This is a genomic window from Pseudomonas sp. FSL W5-0299, assembly GCF_005930655.1.
GTDB lineage: Bacteria > Pseudomonadota > Gammaproteobacteria > Pseudomonadales > Pseudomonadaceae > Aquipseudomonas > Aquipseudomonas mandelii.
In genome coordinates, this window is the sequence record NZ_RXHX01000002.1 from 44,431 (window position 1) to 62,536 (window position 18,106).

Annotated in this window: 15 protein-coding genes; 3 read left to right on the forward strand and 12 right to left on the reverse strand. The window is 60.0% G+C overall.

Going from position 1 to position 18,106, the window contains the following annotated elements; translation table 11 throughout:
• The first annotated feature begins 494 nt into the window (after positions 1–494).
• Genes FHL16_RS03835 through FHL16_RS03845 form a run of 3 tightly spaced genes read left to right on the forward strand, consistent with a single transcriptional unit; the run spans position 495 to position 5,712 of the window.
• Positions 495–1,598 (forward strand): efflux RND transporter periplasmic adaptor subunit, encoded by a 1,104-nt coding sequence (locus tag FHL16_RS03835; protein WP_077747483.1) that lies wholly within the window; start codon positions 495–497, stop codon positions 1,596–1,598.
• A complete protein-coding gene (locus FHL16_RS03840) occupies positions 1,595–2,662 on the forward strand; it encodes an efflux RND transporter periplasmic adaptor subunit (protein ID WP_010464827.1) in 1,068 nt (355 codons plus the stop codon). The genes FHL16_RS03835 and FHL16_RS03840 overlap by 4 nt, the downstream gene beginning before the upstream one ends.
• Entirely contained in the window at positions 2,659–5,712 is a 3,054-nt protein-coding gene (locus tag FHL16_RS03845) for an efflux RND transporter permease subunit (RefSeq protein WP_077747484.1), read from the forward strand. Before FHL16_RS03840 ends, FHL16_RS03845 begins: the two co-directional genes overlap by 4 nt.
• Before the next feature lie 114 nt (positions 5,713–5,826).
• Here the strand turns inward: FHL16_RS03845 and FHL16_RS03850 are convergent, their stop codons facing one another.
• From FHL16_RS03850 to tcyJ, 12 genes are all read right to left on the reverse strand, one after another.
• The gene (locus tag FHL16_RS03850) at positions 5,827–6,456 is read right to left on the reverse strand and encodes a class I SAM-dependent methyltransferase (RefSeq protein ID WP_077747485.1); all 630 of its coding nucleotides are present in this window, start codon (positions 6,454–6,456) and stop codon (positions 5,827–5,829) included.
• Between the two features lie 175 nt (positions 6,457–6,631).
• Positions 6,632–6,988 (reverse strand): DUF6124 family protein, encoded by a 357-nt coding sequence (locus FHL16_RS03855; RefSeq protein ID WP_010464820.1) that lies wholly within the window; start codon positions 6,986–6,988, stop codon positions 6,632–6,634.
• A 542-nt stretch (positions 6,989–7,530) separates the two neighbouring features.
• Entirely contained in the window at positions 7,531–8,175 is a 645-nt protein-coding gene (locus FHL16_RS03865; RefSeq protein ID WP_077747487.1) for a methionine ABC transporter permease, read from the reverse strand.
• The gene (locus tag FHL16_RS03870) at positions 8,165–9,286 is read right to left on the reverse strand and encodes a methionine ABC transporter ATP-binding protein (RefSeq protein ID WP_077747488.1); all 1,122 of its coding nucleotides are present in this window, start codon (positions 9,284–9,286) and stop codon (positions 8,165–8,167) included. The genes FHL16_RS03865 and FHL16_RS03870 overlap by 11 nt, the downstream gene beginning before the upstream one ends.
• Before the next feature lie 2 nt (positions 9,287–9,288).
• Positions 9,289–10,098, reverse strand: a complete 810-nt coding sequence (locus FHL16_RS03875) for a MetQ/NlpA family ABC transporter substrate-binding protein (protein WP_077747489.1) — start codon at positions 10,096–10,098, stop codon at positions 9,289–9,291.
• A 143-nt stretch (positions 10,099–10,241) separates the two neighbouring features.
• Complete coding sequence (locus FHL16_RS03880; RefSeq protein ID WP_077747490.1) at positions 10,242–11,600, reverse strand: LLM class flavin-dependent oxidoreductase; 1,359 nt, start codon at positions 11,598–11,600, stop codon at positions 10,242–10,244.
• On the reverse strand, positions 11,600–12,793 hold the full coding sequence (locus FHL16_RS03885; RefSeq protein ID WP_077747491.1) for an SfnB family sulfur acquisition oxidoreductase: 1,194 nt from the start codon (positions 12,791–12,793) through the stop codon (positions 11,600–11,602). The genes FHL16_RS03880 and FHL16_RS03885 overlap by 1 nt, the downstream gene beginning before the upstream one ends.
• A gap of 23 nt (positions 12,794–12,816) precedes the next feature.
• Complete coding sequence (locus FHL16_RS03890) at positions 12,817–14,058, reverse strand: SfnB family sulfur acquisition oxidoreductase (protein ID WP_077747492.1); 1,242 nt, start codon at positions 14,056–14,058, stop codon at positions 12,817–12,819.
• 323 nt (positions 14,059–14,381) lie between these two features.
• The gene (locus FHL16_RS03895) at positions 14,382–15,146 is read right to left on the reverse strand and encodes a hypothetical protein (protein ID WP_077747493.1); all 765 of its coding nucleotides are present in this window, start codon (positions 15,144–15,146) and stop codon (positions 14,382–14,384) included.
• Between the two features lie 491 nt (positions 15,147–15,637).
• Positions 15,638–16,393, reverse strand: a complete 756-nt coding sequence (gene tcyN / locus FHL16_RS03900) for an L-cystine ABC transporter ATP-binding protein TcyN (RefSeq protein WP_010464805.1) — start codon at positions 16,391–16,393, stop codon at positions 15,638–15,640.
• A gap of 4 nt (positions 16,394–16,397) precedes the next feature.
• The gene (gene tcyL / locus FHL16_RS03905; protein WP_010464804.1) at positions 16,398–17,063 is read right to left on the reverse strand and encodes a cystine ABC transporter permease; all 666 of its coding nucleotides are present in this window, start codon (positions 17,061–17,063) and stop codon (positions 16,398–16,400) included.
• On the reverse strand, positions 17,063–17,863 hold the full coding sequence (tcyJ, locus tag FHL16_RS03910) for a cystine ABC transporter substrate-binding protein (protein ID WP_010464802.1): 801 nt from the start codon (positions 17,861–17,863) through the stop codon (positions 17,063–17,065). Before tcyJ ends, tcyL begins: the two co-directional genes overlap by 1 nt.
• Positions 17,864–18,106: the final 243 nt, after the last annotated feature.

Sequence of the window (18,106 nt, forward strand, 5' to 3'; positions counted from 1 at the left end):
GTGCGGCGGTCCGACAAGCTCCCTCGCCACAAAAGCGCCCGCGCATTCAGGCTACCCTGGCCTCCAGCGCCCGGCGCAACGCCACCAATAACTTCACGATTTCTTGCGGATCCAACCGCTGTGGCACTTTCATCTCAGCCATTTTTCTCTTCCTTGTGAGGGTTCAGCCAGGGAGTCTGGCCAAAAGCTGTGCGTCCTTGGAGGGGCTTTTTGAAAAAAAGATCCCTCCTACAGCTGCAAGGAAAATAGTCGTCTTCTTTCGCCGCGACAAATCCGCGGGATAGTTTTTTGCGTGATGCGACAAGGTCGACGTGAAGCTGGCCAACACGACCGTCATCCGAACCTCAGGCTGGCTCTCAGTGGGCTCCGCCGCGTGCTACAAGATTTGTGACTTGATGGCTTTATTTGAGGGCGTCAGGTGCACCCATGGAACCCTGTTCTAAGCTCACAGTCGTATCGCCATTGGCACGTCCGTACAACGCAAAGGAGTCTGCATGGCTGGTCCCGGATTGAAAATAGCGGTTGGTCTGAGCCTCCTTGCACTACTGACCGCGTGTGGCGATAAAAAACCGGTCGAGAAGGACCGTCCACGGGTCTTCGTCCAGGAGGTCAAACCCTTGGATTACGCCGCGTCGGTGACGCTCACCGGCGATGTTCAGGCCCGGGTCCAGACTGAGTTGTCGTTCCGCGTGGGCGGCAAGATCATTCAGCGCATGGTCGATGTCGGTGACCGAGTGTCGGCCAAACAAGTGCTGGCCAGACTCGATCCCAAAGACCTGCAGACCAGCGTCGATTCGGCCCAGGCCCAAGTCACCGCCGAGCAGGCCCGGGTCAAACAGACCGCCGCCGCGTTTGTCCGCCAGCAAAAACTCCTGCCCAAGGGCTACACCAGCCAAAGCGAATACGATTCCGCACAAGCTGCCTTGCGCAGCAGTCAGAGTGCGTTGGCCGCTGCCCAGGCGCAATTTGCCAACGCCCGTGAACAACTCGGCTACACCGCGCTGATTGCCGAGGCGCCAGGCGTGATAACGGCGCGTCAGGCCGAGGTCGGCCAGGTGGTGCAGGCGACGGTGCCGATTTTCAGCCTGGCGCGCGATGGTGAGCGTGACGCGGTGTTCAACGTCTACGAATCGCTGCTGGCCGAGGCGCCGGAGGATAAAACCATCGTGGTCAGCCTGCTCGACAACCCGTCGATCAAAACCACTGGCACCGTGCGGGAGATCACCCCGGCGGTGTCCGCGCAGACCGGCACCGTGCAAGTCAAAGTCACCCTCGACAGCCTGCCCGAGGGCATGCAACTGGGCTCGGTGGTAAGCGCCACGGCCAAGACACCGGGCAAGTCCGCCGTGGAATTGCCGTGGTCGGCCCTGACCAAAAACCTCAGCGATCCGGCGGTATGGCTGGTGGATGGCGAGGGCAAGGCGCAACTGCACAATGTCACGGTCGGTCGTTACTTGACCGGCAAAGTGATCATCAGCGCCGGCCTGCAGAGCGGCGAAAAAGTCGTCATCGCGGGCGGTCAGTTGCTGCACCCCGGCGTGAAAGTTGAAATCGCCGAAAACACCTACAAGGATCTTGCTGTGGAAGCCCAGCCATGAAGCGTCTGTTACTGGTGTGCACGGCGATGATGCTGGCGGCTTGCTCGAAAGAGGAACCGCCGCCGGAGCCGATACGTCCGGTGCTGTCGGTCAAGGTCGAATCGCTGGACGAGGAACATCTCGGCCGCTTCGCCGGCAGCATCCAGGCCCGCTATGAAAGCAATGTCGGGTTCCGCGTGCCGGGGCGCATTGCCAGCCGTAACGTCGATGTCGGTGCCGAAGTGGAAAAGGGCGCGCTGCTCGCCACCCTGGACCCTACCGATCAGCAGAATCAGCTGCGTTCCGCCCAGGGCGATCTGGCCAGCGTCCAGGCGCAATACATCAACGCCCAGGCCAGCGCCCGGCGGCAGCAGGAACTGTTCGATCGCGGCGTCGGCGCCCAGGCGCAACTCGATGTCGCGCAGACCGACCTGAAGACCACCCAGGCCTCTCTCGATCAAGCGAAGGCGGCGGTCGATCAGGCCAAGGATCAGCTCAACTATGTCGAATTGCGCTCGGACCACAAAGCCATCGTCACCGCGTGGAATGCCGAAGCCGGGCAAGTCGTCACCGCCGGCCAGCAAGTGGTGACCCTGGCGCAGCCGGACATCAAGGAAGCGGTGATCGACCTGCCGGACACCCTGGTCGACCAACTCCCGAGCGACGTCGTCTTTCAAGTCGCGGCGCAACTGGACCCGAGTATCAACACGACGGCCACTGTTCGTGAAATCGAGCCCCAGGCCCAGAGTGCGACCCGTACCCGTCGAGCCCGCCTGACCCTGACAGACACACCGCCCGGTTTTCGCCTGGGCACCGCGATCAGCGTCACCCTCAGCTCCGCGATCAAACCCCGCATCGAACTGCCCTTGAGTGCGCTACAGGAGGTCGGTGGGCAATCGCGCATCTGGGTCGTCGATACGCAGACCCAGACCGTTGCCCCACGGGACGTCAACCTTCTCAGCCGCACCGATTCGACCATGGTCCTGGCCAACGGTGTGAAGTCGGGTGAGCGGGTGGTCAGCGCGGGTGTGAACAGCCTGAAACCCGGACAGAAAGTGAAAATCGACGAGGACAGCCCCCAATGAAAGGGAGTTTCAACTTATCCGAATGGGCTCTCAAGCATCAGTCGTTTGTCTGGTATTTGATGTTCGTCGCGCTGCTGATGGGCGTGTTCTCGTACATGAACCTGGGGCGCGAGGAAGACCCGTCGTTCACCATCAAAACCATGGTCATCCAGACCCGCTGGCCGGGCGCGACCCAGGAAGAAACCCTCAAGCAGGTCACGGATCGCATCGAGAAAAAACTCGAAGAGCTCGACTCCCTCGATTACGTCAAAAGCTATACCCGGCCCGGCGAGTCCACGGTGTTCGTCAACCTGCGCGACACCACCAGTGCCAAGGACATCCCGGAAATCTGGTACCAGGTGCGCAAGAAGATCAACGACATTCGCGGTGACTTCCCCCAAGGCCTGCAAGGGCCGGGATTTAACGACGAATTCGGTGATGTGTTCGGTTCGGTCTACGCCTTTACCGCCGACGGCTTGTCGATGCGCCAGTTGCGCGATTACGTGGAACAGGTTCGCGCTGAAATTCGTGAAGTGCCGGGGCTGGGCAAGGTCGAGATGGTCGGTGAGCAGGACGAAGTCCTCTACCTGAATTTCTCTACCCGTAAACTGGCGGCGCTGGGTATCGATCAACGCCAGGTGGTGCAAAGCCTGCAAACCCAGAACTCGGTGACCCCGGCCGGTGTGATCGAGTCCGGCCCGGAGCGCATCTCGGTGCGCACCTCCGGGCAGTTCGCTTCCGAGAAAGACCTGGCCAACGTCAACCTGCGGCTCAATGACCGCTTCTACCGCCTGGCCGACATCGCCGACATCAGCCGTGGCTACGTTGACCCGGCGACCCCGGAGTTCCGTTTCAACGGTCACCCGGCCATCGGCCTTGCCATCGCCATGAAGAAGGGCGGCAACATCCAGGAGTTCGGCAAGGCGTTGCACCAGCGCATGACTGACCTGACCGCAGACTTGCCGGTGGGCGTTGGTGTGCACACTGTGTCCGATCAGGCCGAAGTGGTGGAAAAAGCCGTCGGCGGCTTCACCAGTGCCTTGTTCGAAGCGGTGGTGATCGTGCTGATCGTCAGCTTCGTCAGCCTCGGTGTGCGCGCCGGGCTGGTGGTGGCGTGCTCGATCCCGCTGGTGCTGGCCATGGTGTTCATCTTCATGGAATACAGCGGCATCACCATGCAGCGGATTTCCCTCGGCGCATTGATCATCGCCCTCGGCTTGCTGGTGGACGACGCAATGATCACGGTCGAAATGATGGTCACACGCCTGGAAATGGGCGAGACCAAGGAGCAGGCGGCGACGTTTGCCTACACCTCCACGGCGTTCCCGATGCTCACCGGTACGTTGGTGACTGTCGCCGGTTTCGTGCCCATCGGGTTGAACGCCAGCTCGGCGGGCGAGTACACCTTCACCCTGTTTGCCGTTATCGCGGTGGCGATGCTGGTGTCGTGGATTGTCGCTGTGTTGTTTGCCCCGGTGATCGGCGTGCACATTCTCAGCGCCAAGGTGAAACCCCATGACGCCGAGCCCGGGCGCATCGGCCGTGCATTCAACTACGGGATGTTTTGGGCCATGCGCAATCGCTGGTGGGCGATCGGTATCACCATTGCGCTGTTCGTGGCCTCGGTGTTTTCCATGCAGTTTGTGCAGAACCAGTTCTTCCCGTCGTCGGACCGCCCGGAAATCCTCGTCGACCTGAACCTGCCGCAAAACGCCTCGATGGCCGAAACCCGCAAGGCGGTGGACAAGCTCGAAGCGACGCTCAAGGATGACCCGGACATCGTGCGCTGGAGCACTTACATCGGCGAGGGAGCGATCCGTTTCTACCTGCCCCTCGACCAGCAATTACAGAACCCGTACTACGCGCAACTGGTGATCGTCAGCAAAGGCCTGGAATCGCGCAACGCCCTCAGTCAGCGCTTGCGCGAACGGCTGCGCAAGGATTTCGTCGGGATCGGCAGCTACGTCCAGGCGCTGGAAATGGGCCCGCCGGTGGGTCGCCCGATTCAGTACCGGGTCAGCGGCAAGGACATCGATCAGGTGCGCAAGCACGCCATCGCCCTGGCCACCGAACTGGACAAGAACTCGCACATCGGCGAGATCATTTACGACTGGAACGAACCGGGCAAAGTCCTGCGCATCGAGATCGCCCAGGACAAGGCGCGGCAACTGGGGCTGTCGTCGGAAGACGTGGCCAACCTGATGAACAGCATTGTGGTTGGTTCGCCGGTGACTCAGGTCGATGACGATATCTACCTGATCAACGTCGTGGGGCGCGCGGTGGACGCGGAACGTGGCACGCCGGAAACCCTGCAAAACTTGCAGATCGTGACCCCGAGCGGCACGTCGATTCCGCTGCTGGCGTTCGCCACGGTGCGCTATGAACTCGAGCAACCGCTGGTCTGGCGCCGTGACCGTAAACCGACCATCACCATCAAGGCGGCGGTGCGTGATGAGATTCAGCCGACTGACCTGGTGAAACAGCTCAACCCCGCCATCGATAAATTCGCCGCCGGTTTGCCGGTGGGTTACTCGGTCGCCACGGGCGGCACGGTGGAGGAAAGCGGCAAGGCCCAGGGGCCGATTGCCAAGGTGGTGCCGCTGATGCTGTTTCTGATGGCGACCTTCCTCATGATCCAGCTGCACAGCGTGCAGAAGCTGTTCCTGGTGGCGAGTGTCGCGCCGCTCGGGCTGATCGGCGTGGTGCTGGCGTTGATCCCGACGGGCACGCCAATGGGCTTTGTGGCGATCCTGGGGATTCTGGCGTTGATCGGCATCATCATCCGCAACTCGGTGATCCTGGTGACCCAGATCGATGCCTTGGAGAAAGAAGGCGTTTCACCTTGGGATGCCGTGGCGCAGGCCACGGAGCATCGACGCCGACCGATTCTGTTGACCGCTGCGGCGGCCAGCCTGGGGATGATCCCGATTGCCCGGGAAGTGTTCTGGGGGCCGATGGCTTACGCCATGATTGGCGGGATCATTATTGCGACGTTGCTGACGCTGCTGTTTTTGCCAGCGCTTTATATCGCCTGGTACAAAATCCGCGAGCCGCAGAAAGAGGTGCAGTAAGGCGAGCGCTACGCGCTCATCGCGAGCAGGCTCGCTCCTACAGGGGGACCGCGTCCGTCTGGACAACTCGGTCAACTGTAGGAGCGAGCCTGCTCGCGATGGCGTCCTGTCAGGCTACACCGGCTTGCGCCACACACTCGCCAACCAAGGCTGCTGCTCCCGCGGCAGCCCGGCCGGCCGGTAGTAATGCTCCAGCTCCACAAACCCCGCCTCAGTCAGTAATTGCTGCCACGCCGCAAGATCGTGGTAAGCCCCATAACGCGGCCCATTCCACCCTTCCTGATTCTCGCCGCGAGGATTGGAACTGAACAACACGCCACCTGGCTTCAACGCCCTGCGCAACTCCTTCAACACCCGAGGCAATTCCTGGCGCGGGATATGAAACAACACCGCATTGGCAAAAATCCCGTCGAAGCGTCCATCCGGCAGGTCCAGCTTCAGAAAGTCCTGCTGCCATACTTCGCATCCACTGTCCTCACGCGCCATCTGCGCAAACTTTTCCGAACCATCGAGCCCGACAGCCGTGTGGCCCATGCGCGTGAACGTCTGCAAATCCCGCCCCGGCCCACAGCCGAAATCGAGAATGTCGAACGGCGCCTCGCCCTGAATATGCCGCAGCAGGGCATCGATGTTCTGGCTGACATCATGATCGCGAGTCCCCTCGCGAAAACCTTCGGCCACCGAGTTGTAATGGTCCAGGGTGGTGGCGGTGATCTTCTGGAGGTCGTCGGGGGTTTGCTTCATGGTCGGCTGCGCAGGCAATGGGGATATGGCCGAATATACGCCATCAGACGTGGGGCTGCTTCGCAGCCATTCGCGGGCAAGCCTCGCTCCTACAGTTGATCGAGTTGTTTCGACAGACGCGTACTCCTGTAGGAGCGAGGCTTGCCCGCGAAGGCGATTTCACTGCCGACCGATGTCAGCCCTGCTTCATCCCCAAACAATCAATGGAGCGATCAACCATGGCTTTGGCAATCTCCAGCAAATGCCAAACGGAAAACACCATGGCTCGATCCGCCCCCTTGAGGTGATCGCCACACTGATACGCGGTGACTGAAGCGCAGCGCAGCAAGTCCGCAACATAGAGTTGGGTGTCTTCAAAGCTCACGTCTTCACTGACGTTGTAGAACCGCAGTTCATCGGGGGCCGAAGGCTGTTCTCCGGTGAGGTAGAAATCGATCGCACGATAAAGGGCGGAACGATCTCTGAGTGGATCGTCGGTGGGTTTGTCTTGGGTGGATGTTTCGGGAGGTGGATCGGGGACAGATCTTTTCATTGGCGTTGCTCCTATTGCTGCAGGGGAGCCGACACCTTCGCCTACTAAGCGGTGGGTGGCAGCTGTACGCAGGTAGTAGGCCGGTCAATAGGAAAACCGGTGCACCCGAGAGTGCCCCACGTACAGCCACCATTTTCTGCACGCGGCAAGCAACACCGGGCATGAGCATGGAACCGCCATACGCCTATTGTTCCGGGCTACTAAACCCGATCACTGATGAGCAGTGACGGACCGAGACTAGCCACCGAATTTGGCAGGCGCAAGCGAGCGGAATGATCTAGGAAATGTCCTGCAAATGAAAGGGACCAGGCCTGTAGGCACACTGATTTTCCTGTGGGAAATGTTCCCCCTGTTGCGAGGGAAATTGCCCGTGTCGAGGACACTTTTGTGGCGAGGGAGCTTGCTCCCGCTGGGCTGCGAAGCAGCCCCCAGCCATTCAATGAGGTGTGTCAGATAAACCCGGTCTAAAGATCTTGCGAGTGCTGCGCAATCGAGCGGGAGCAAGCTCCCTCGCCACAAAAGCGCTACAACCTTGACCGTGTTCAGCGCTTGTTGAGCCCCCGAGCCAAGCGATCCCCACCCAGCTGGATAATCGCCACCAACACCACCAGCAACACAATCACCGTCAGCATGATCTGGCTGTCAAACCGCTGATACCCATACCGATACGCAATGTCCCCCAACCCCCCCGCACCAATGGCCCCGGCCATGGCCGACGAGTTGATCATGGTCACCAACGTGATGGTGAAACCACCGACAATCCCCGGCAGCGCCTCGGGCAACAGCACATGCCAGACGATGTGCCAGCGCCGGCAACCCATCGCTTGGGCCGCTTCGATCAAGCCGTGATCCACCTCGCGCAAACTGACTTCGGCTATGCGCGCAAAGAACGGCGTGGCTGCAATCGTCAGCGGCACCACCGCGGCCCAGACCCCGTAAGTGGTGCCGACGATCAACCGGGTGAACGGAATCAGCGCCACCATCAGAATCAGAAACGGAATCGAGCGAAACAGGTTCACGAAGGCGCCCAGTGCACGGTTCAGCGCCGGTGCTTCGTAGATGCCGCCTTTGGTGCTGGTGACCAGGATGACCGCCAGCGGAATCCCCGCCAGCAGCGCAATCAGCGACGACACGCCCACCATCAGAAACGTGTCGATGAAGCCTTGCAACAAACGATCAAACCACATAACCGAGCACCTCCACCTGTTGCGCCCAGTGGCCGGCGCGCTGACGCAGTTGCTCGGCGCCCAAGGACGACCCCGTCACCGCCAGCAGTAATTGCCCCAGCGCATGGCCCTGAATGCGTTCCACGCCACCTTGCAGCAACCTCACGCGACCGCCGAGGGCGCTGAACAGCGCTGCCAGATCCGGTTCGTCTGTGGCGCTGCCGGTGAAGCGCAAACGCAACACAACCGCCGCGTCCGAGGACTGAGGTTGTGGACGCAAACCACTTTGCAGTTCTTCCGGCAGAGCGTGTTGCAGCGGCGCGAGCAGGGTCTTGCTGACTTCATGCTGCGGGTCGCCAAAGACTTTCCAGACCGGCCCTTGCTCGACGACTTTTCCGTGTTCCAGCACCACCACCCGATCACAGATATCGCGGATCACCGCCATCTCGTGGGTGATCAGTACGATGGTCAAACCCAGCCGCTGATTGATCTCGCGCAGCAGGCCGAGGATCGATTGCGTGGTCTCCGGGTCCAGTGCCGATGTGGCTTCGTCACACAGCAGGATCTCCGGGTCATGCACCAACGCGCGGGCGATGCCGACACGCTGTTTCTGTCCGCCGGACAGCTGCGCCGGATAGGCCTTGTGCTTGCCTTGCAGGCCGACCAACTCCAGCAGTTCGCGGACTTTCTGATCGCGTTTTTCCTTGGGCACACCGGCGACTTTCAGTGGCAATTCGACGTTCTGCCAAACGGTCTTGGCCGACATCAGGTTGAAGTGCTGGAAGATCATGCCGATCCGTCGGCGCAGCGCGACCAGGCGGTCTTCATCGAACTCGCCGATGTCCACTTGATCGATCAGCACCCGGCCGCTGCTCGGTTGTTCGAGACGGTTGATGGTGCGGATCAGCGACGACTTGCCGGCGCCGCTGCGACCGATGATGCCGAACACTTCACCGCGCTGGATCGCCAGGTCGATGCCGTGCAACGCCGCCACTGGACCCTGCTGACCGGTGTAGGTTTTGCCCAGGTCGATGAAGCGCACATGGGCGCGGTTCAGGTCCGGGTGCAGTTCAGTCTGTTCGGCTTTATGTGGCTCTGGAATCTCCAGTCGCCGTTGGATCGCGGCCGTCATCCTCAGCTTTCCCAGCCGGCTTGATAGAGCTTGCCGTGGGCTTTATCCAAGGCTGCACGAACAGCCGGCGAGTGCTGGTAGATATCGACAAACTTGATCAGGCGCGGATCGGTTTTGCTCTTGGGCTGGATCACGAACTGAATCACGTATTCCTTGTGATCGAGACCGTCGAACAGCAAGGCCGAACCGGCATCGAAAGTCTTCGACAGACGTATATACGCCGGGTAGCCCTGCACCAGATCGGCATCGTCATAGGCGCGCACCAGCTGTACCGCTTCAACCTGGAGGATTTTGATGTTCTTCGGGTTGGCGATGATGTCTTCTTCGGTGGCCTTGTAGCCGACACCCGGTTTTAGGGTGATCAGGCCGGCCTTGGCCAGCAATTGAAGACCGCGACCGCTGTTGATCGGGTCGTTGGCGATGGCGACGCTGGCGCCTTGTGGCAGTTCGTCGAAGCTTTTGTATTGCTTCGAGTAGAGGCCGACGTTGTTGATGATCCCCGGCGCAAACGGCACCAGGTCAAAACCGGCGGCAGCCTTGGCGTTTTCCAGGAACGGGACGTGCTGGAAATAGTTCACGTCGATGTCGCCGGCCGCGAGGCTGACGTTGGGGGCGATCCAGTCGCTGAACTCCACGAGGTCGACTTGCAGGCCTTGTTTTTTGGCTTCCTCGACGGCGGCTTCCAGCGGGATGGCGAAGGCCGCGGTGGTGCCGACTTTCAGCGGCGCGTCGGCGGCGAAGGTGACAGAACTGAAGAGGCCGAGGGCCAGGGCCAGTGCTTTGACTGGGTGGGAGGGGCAGGTCTTTTTCATGATGGGGTTTCCAGTCAGTGCATAAATTTTGGGTGTTTGGGCGGGCCTCTTCGCGGGCAAGCCTCGCTCCTACAGGTTCAGCGCCGTACCGGACATTTGTGAACGACCAATACCTGTAGGAGCGAGGCTTGCCCGCGAAGCTTTTAGCGCCGAAACGCCGAGCCCGTATGTTGCTCAGGCAAATGCGCTTCGCCGTGAAACAGCTTTTCCCGCAGGCTGCCGTTGTCATAAGCCGTTTTGTACGACCCACGCCGCTGCAGCTCCGGAATCACTAGCTCAATGAAATCCACATAGCTTTCCGGCGTGACAATCCGTGTCAGGTTGAAGCCATCCAGCCCGGTCTCGGCGATCCACGATTCCAGTTCGTCCGCCACTTGCTCAGGCGAACCCACCACCGTGATGTAGCGGCCGCCGAGGGCGTGTTGCTCGAGCAATTTGCGCCGGGTCCAGTCGTTGTTTTGCAGGTTTTTGGTCGCCGACTGGATCGCATTGCTCTTCACGTACTGGATCGGCTCGTCGATCTCGTAGTCGGAGAAGTCGATGCCGGTCGACGCCGAAAAATGCGCCACGCCGGCCTCCGCGCTGGCATAACTCAGGTATTCGGCGTGCTTGGCCCAGGCCAGCTCCTCGGTGGCGCCGACAATCACGTTCAAGCCCATGAACACCTTGATGTCTTCGGGATTGCGCCCGGCTTCAACCGCGCTGGCGCGAACCTTATCCACCTGAACCTTGGTCGACGGTTTGTTCTGCCCGCTGATGAACACGCACTCGGCATGACGCCCGGCGAACAGCAAACCGCGATCGGAACTGCCGGCCTGGAACAACACCGGCGTGCGCTGCGGCGATGGCTCGCAGAGGTGATAACCCTCGACCTGATAGAACTCACCCTTGTGTTCGACCTTGTGCACTTTTTCCGGTTGGGCGTAGATCCGCTGTTGCGGGTCATTCAACACCGCTCCGTTTTCCCAGCTGCCTTCCCAGAGTTTGTAGAGCACTTCGAGGTATTCATCGGCCTGGTCGTAACGGCGGTCGTGTTCGACCTGTTCGCTGAGGCCCATGGCCTTGGCGGCGCTGTCGAGGTAACCGGTGACGATGTTCCAGCCGACCCGGCCGCGACTCAGGTGATCGAGCGTCGACAGGCGGCGGGCGAACAGGTACGGCGGTTCGTAAGTCAGGTTGGCGGTGAGGCCGAAACCGAGGTTTTTCGTCACCGCCGCCATGGCTGAAACCAGCAGCAGTGGGTCGTTGACTGGCAGCTGGATCGATTCTTTCAGAGGCACGTCCACGGAGTTCTGGTAGACGTCGTACACGCCGACGATATCGGCGATGAACAGACCGTCGAACAAGCCGCGTTCCAGCAACTGCGCCAGTTCGGTCCAGTATTCAATCGTTTTGTACTGGGTGGAGGTGTCCCGTGGATGCGTCCACAAGCCGTGGTTGATGTGCCCGATGCAGTTCATGTTGAACGCGTTGAGCAGGATCTTCTTTCTCGCCTCGGCCATCAGATGGTCCCTCGCAACGGAGGGTTTTCATCGTTGAGGTAGTAGTTGCCGACGGCGTGATACTTCCAGCGCACCGGGTCGTGCAGGGTATGCACCCGCGCGTTGCGCCAGTGGCGATCGAGGCCGTGTTCGATCAGCGTTGCCTGGCTGCCGGCCAGTTCAAACAACGTGCTGCCGGCGGCGAGGGAAATGTCGGTGCTGATGGCGCGGGCTTCGGCAACGGCAATCGAGGCCGCAGCGACGGTCTCGGCGTTGGTGTTGGCCTGGGCTTTGTCGAGGAATTCGCCGGAGCGTTCCAGCAAGGCTTCGGCGGCGTGCAGGCGAATGCTCAGGTGGCCGAAACTCTTGAGGGTGAGCGGGTCGTCAGTGGCTTTTTCATGGGTGGCGTCGATCCACGGTCGGGTTTTGGTGCGCACGAAGTGCAGGGCGTCTTCATAGGCGGCGCGGGCGATGCCGGTGTCGATGGCGGCGTGAAGAATCTGTGCCAGCGGGCCAACGGTGGTCGGGCGCTCGAACGCACTTTGAAACGGGATGACGTCTTCGGCGGCGACGTAGACGTCTTCGAACACCACCGAACCGCTGCCGGTGGTGCGCTGGCCGAAACCGCTCCAGTCGTCGATGACGGTCAGGCCTTTGCTGTTGTGGGGGACGAACGCCAGTTGCTGCACGCCGTTTTCATCCACCACCGACGTCGGAATGCGTTGCGCATAGATCGCGCCGGTCGCGTAGAACTTGCGCCCGTTGATGCGATAACCGTCAGCGTCGCGGGTCAGGCTGGTGACGCGGTCATGGGCGGTTTTGGTGCCCAGTTCCGCCAAGGCATTGCCGAAGCGCTGGCCGGCGAGCACTTCGGCGTACAGGCGTTTTTTCTGCTCTTCGCTGCCGTTCACGCGCAGCACTTCGAGGGCGTAGAAATGGTTCTGCGGGATCTGTCCGAGCGAGCCGTCAGCCTGGGCAATCAGCGCGATGACCTTGGCCAGGGTCACGTTGGAAACCCCTGCGCCGCCGTATTCCTTGGGCACGCTGATGCCCCAAAGACCCGAGCGGGAAAACACTTCCAGCTCCGGGTGCGGCAAACGGCGTTCGCGGTCGCGCAGGGCGCTGTCGCGTTTGAAATCTTCGGCCAGATCGGTAGCGACGATCAGGGCTTGCTCATCGCTGGTTATGACCGCGACGTGGTGAGAATGAGTCATGTGTTTCTCCAGAGATCTGGTCGTTAAATCCAGGAGTGGCGAGCGGGCAGCGTGCCGTTCAGGTGATAGCTGCCGATGGCGTGGTATTTCCAGCGCACCGGGTCGTGCAGCGTGTGCACGCGGGCGTTGCGCCAGTGGCGGTCGAGATTGAATTCGGCGAGGGTCGCGCGGCTGCCGGCCAGTTCGAAGAGTTTTTCGCTGGCGAGCAGCGAGATCTCGGTGGTCAGCACTTTTGCTTCAGCGACGGCAATCGACGCGCGCGCGGCGGACTCGGCAGTGAGTGGCGCGGCGCTGACCTCATCGAGTACTTGCCCGGCCTTGCGCAGCAGTGCCTCGGCGGCGTGCAGTTCAATTTTCAACTTGCCGATATCGGCGATGACGTAGAGGTCGTCGCTGGCCCGCTCGACCTTGGCGTCGATCCACGGACGGGCACGGGTTTTCACGAACTCGATGGCGTCGTCGATGGCACCGCGAGCGATACCGGCGTCAATGGCCGCTTGAATCAGTTGCGACACGGCACCCTGGATGTTCGGGCTGTCGTTGATCTTCCAGTTGTCTACCACCAGCTCGGCGTCGACCCGCACGTTGTTGAGCAAAATAGTGCCGCTGGCGGTGGTGCGCTGACCGAAGCCTGACCAGTCATCCACAATGCGCAGGCCCGGTGTGCCGCGACGGACGAAGGCCAACACTTGCTTGCCGTCGTCGTTCAGCGCCTTGACCGCCACCCAATGGGCGAACAGTGCGCCGGTGGAGTAAAACTTCTGCCCGCTGATGACAAAACCATCCCCGTCAGCGGTGATCCGCGCTTTGAGTTCGAGGGTGTTTTTGGTGCCGCGCTCCGGCCCGGCATTGCCGATGCGCCAGCCTTCGAGCACGCTTTTGAACAGCTGTTTTTTTTGCGCCTCGGTGGCGCTGCCGAGTACCAGGTGCAGGATGCCGAACTGGTTCTGCGGGATCTGTCCCAGTGCCGGGTCCGCCGCAGAAATGATCGCGAAAACCTCGGCCAGGGTGACGAACGAAACCTGCGGGCCACCGTACTCGCGCGCAATGGAAATGCTGCCCAGGCCGCTGCGGGTGAACTGTTCGATTTGCGACCATGGCAATTTGCGCTGCCGGTCACGTTTGGCCGCTTGCAGGCGGGCGACTTGCGCCAGCTCATGGGCGGCCTTGATGGCTTGTGCGTCGTTGCGCAGGACCTGCGCGGGCAACAACAGGGGGGCGATGTCCAGATCACTCTGAACGATTGCATCTGCCAGACTGGACATCAGTGCCGCTCCTTGGCTGCACGCAATGCCCTGGCGATCTGCACTGGGGTGATTGTGTTCCGGACCATACCTACCTCACATCTCATGGAGTCGCCGCGAGGGTTGCGGCGAACGAAAATCAAGAATGTCCGGTGGTCCGGTGCATATACCCTAAACGCGTATAAAAAATTAATAAACTAACTTTTGGGAATATGCATAGAAGGGTGTTGCTTCCCCTGTAGGAGCGAGGCTTGCCCGCAAAGGCGAAGTGTCGGGGACCTTTGATGTTGGCTGACACACCGCCTTCGCGGGCAAGCCTCGCTCCTACAGGGACGGCGGTGTTTTTACTTATTGCGCGTTTCGGCGGCTTTCAATTGCTCTTTGAACGGCACTTTCAGATAGGGATTGTTGCAACCGATCTTGAGCCAGCGCGGTGGTGCCCAGCCGGAGTTGTTGCCCACGCGATCGAGGATGCAGTAAGTCACCTCCAGCCGAAGGTCTTCGCCGGCTTCGAGAATGATCGCCGGCGGCACCCAGACCTGAACCGGCTGGCCCACCTCGTCGGCCTTGAGCTGCGGCAGGTCCATGCGCACATCACCCCAGCGCAGGGTGATTTCATCGTCGACGGCCATGTTCAGGTAAGGCTCGATGGTCAACGGCACGCCCCGCTTGATCTGGTTCGGATTGACCCCCTGACGGCGAATGGTTTCGGGGATGCCCACTGGCGCCAGGTGCTCGTTTTCGTGGCCGCACAGCGTGAGTGGCTGACCGCCCGGGCAATCGAGCTTGATCTGTACCCGTGTGGCGAGCGACAGCGCCGGCCCCTGTCCGACTTGCATGACGCGGTAGTGAATGCAGGAGGAGCCATTGGCAATGAAGCTTTGCGGCACACGCAGACTGACGACTTCGCCGACATCGTCGGCCATGAGGACGCGGGAGGCGACGTAGCAGTTGTCCCAGAACAGTTCGATCAGGTCGCCTTCGTCCATGCCGGGGTAGGGCGCCACATCGATCAGCAGATGGGCCGCCGAAGTGACATTGATGCCAGTCTTGTGGGATTGCGCCAGGGTAGGGGCCGCAAGTCCGGATTTATTCGAGGTGCTTGTCATGGGTTTCTCCTTGACGCCTTGCAGCGAAGTCCGTTTCTGAAAAAATCAAAAGGCGTGTATTACCGAGCAACAAAGTTGTTCACTATTTGCAAGTTTCAATAATGGTTTTTAACGATGGTTGACGCCTGCTGGGGACTAGATAAGAGTGCGCCTGAATAGGTGTCAATAGAACTGACTAGTTAAGTAGGGTATTCAGTGCTATTCAGAAAAATCCTACGCCTTGAAGTTAATATGCCGCACCGCTCTGTCGAATTTCGCCGCGTATTTATTGATTTTCGGGCGTGGGTGGCGGCGACGGTGTGCTCATTGATGGCACTGGATCTGGCGGATTTTAGGCGCGTTGAATCTGTTGCAGAACATATATATGTACCGCATGCAGTTGTAAAAATTGATCTATTGTTCGAATGAACGAGAAGAGAGAATCGAGCGATGTGGGTGGCGGGGTAAGTTGCCACTTCCATCCATGGAAGTTGACAAATGGTGAAGCGATATTAAGGGTTGGTGTTATTCAGGAACTTGCTGAGAAACTGCTTCGTCCGTTCTTCTTTCGGGTTGGCAAACAACGCCTTGGCTTCGCCTTGCTCGACGATCACACCCTTGTCGAAAAACACCACACGGTTGGCCACGTCCCGGGCAAAGCCCATTTCGTGGGTAACGATCACCATGGTGCGCTTCTCTTCAGCCAGGCTGCGGATGGTCGCCAGCACTTCACCCACCAGCTCTGGATCAAGCGCTGAGGTGGGTTCATCAAACAGGATCACTTCCGGCTCCATCGCCAGTGCACGGGCAATCGCCACACGCTGCTGCTGACCACCGGAAAGGCGTCGCGGGTAAGCGTCTTCCTTGCCCGCCAGGCCAACCCTGGCCAACAGCTTTTTACCCAGGGCAACGGCGTCGGCGTGCGGGATCTTCTTCACGATGATCGGGCCTTCGATGACGTTTTCCAGGGCGGTGCGATGGGGGAACAGGTTGAAGTTCTGGAACACGAATCCGACGTGCTGACGCAAGCGCCGCACCAGGTTCTGCTGCTGGTTCAACGGGCGGCTGCCATCGATCTCGATGTCGCCGACCTTGATCCGGCCGCTGGTGGGTTCTTCCAGAAAATTCAGGCATCGCAGGAAGGTGGTTTTACCCGAGCCGCTAGGCCCGATGATCGCGACGACCTCACCTTCCTTCACTTCCAGATCGATGCCGTTGAGCACCACTTGACCCTTGAACTGCTTTGTCAGTTTTTCCACGACAATCATTGGGTCAGGACTCCTGGTCGTGCCGATTGACCCGCTCTTCCAACTTGTTCTGCAGGTGCGAGAGCACCGTGGCCAGAATCCAGTAGATCAGCGCGGCGGCAAGGTACATGGTGAACACTTCGAAGGTGCGTGCTGTGATCAGCTGCGCCTGGCGGAACAGTTCCGGCACTTGGATGGTGGCGGCCAGCGCGGTGTCCTTGACCAGCGAAATGAAGCTGTTGCCCAGCGGCGGTAATGCGGTGCGCATCGCTTGCGGGATGATGGCCCGGCGAAGGGTTTGCGCACGGGTCATGCCGATGCTGGCGGCAGCTTCCCACTGACCGCGCTCGATGGAGCTGATCGCGGAACGCAGGATTTCACAGGCGTAAGCGGCCATGTTCAGCGAGAAGCCGATCAGGGCCGCCGGCAGCGGATCGAGTTCCATGCCCAATTGCGGCAAGCCGTAATAGATCACGAACAGTTGCACCAGCAACGGCGTGCCGCGAAAGAACGACACGTAGATGCGGGCGATCCAGCTGACCAGCTTGAAGCGCGACAGGCGCATCAGTGCCAGGCCGAAGCCCAGCATGAGGCCGAAGAACATCCCGCCCAGGCTCAAGATGACCGTGTAGTAGGCCCCCTTGAGCAGGAAAGGCAGGGAGTCCAGTGCGAGTTGAAAAGCTTCTTCCATTATTGAGTGACGTCAGCGCTGAAGTATTTTTCCGAAAGCTTTTTCAGCGTACCGTCGGCACGCAGCTTGTCGATGGCTTTGTTCACCGCAGCCAGCAACTCAGGCTCGCCTTTGCGCAGGGCAATACCGGCTTCCTGACGGGAGAACGCTTCGCCGGCGGCGGTGGTGTCCTTGGCTTTCTTGGCGTATTCCAGCGCGGCCAGACGGTCGATCAGAATGGCGTCGATGCGGCCGACGCGCAGGTCCTGGAACTTGGTCGGATCATCGTCATAGGTCTTGATGATGGCTTTTGGCTGATTGTCTTTGAGCCACTGCTCGTAGTTGGTGCCCAGGCCTACGCCGACTTTCTTGCCGGCCAGATCGGCGGCAGACTTGATATTCAGCTCCGCGGCCTTCTTGGTCAGCACCAGCGCCTGAATCCCGGAAACGGTGTACGGCTCGGAGAAGTCATACTTCTTCTTGCGCTCTTCGGAGATGGTCACCTGGTTGATCACTGCGTCCAGACGTTTGGATTCCAGCGCCGCGAGGATGCCGTCCCATTTGGTCGGTTGCAGTTTGACCTTCACGCCCAGTTCTTTGGCCAGGGCTTCGGAGAACTCGACTTCGAAACCGGCCAGTTTGCCGTCGGCGTCAACGAAGCTGAACGGTGGGTAAGTGCCTTCCAGGCCGACGTTGATCACGCCCGCGTCCTTGATTTTTTGCAGCTGCTCACCGGCAACCGCTTGCCCCAGCAGACCGGCGCTCAGCGCCAGGCCCAGCGAACCGACCAGCAGATTTCGACGTAGTGCGGAAAAATTCATGACAAGCCCCTGTGTTTTCTTATGAAGACGCTTTTAGGAATGTTGGCAAAATCGGGATTTGGACGACTGCAATATCCTGCCCTAAAGCAGCGTATGCGTCTCGCTGCAAATTCGCCTGCGGCGTGACTATATGATGGCGCTTTTAGATAGGAAAATAATAAATATAGTGTTTGTTATTCTTTTATTTCATATGAGATACACGCGATTCCCTGTGGCAAGGGAGCTTGCTCCCGCCCGGCTGCG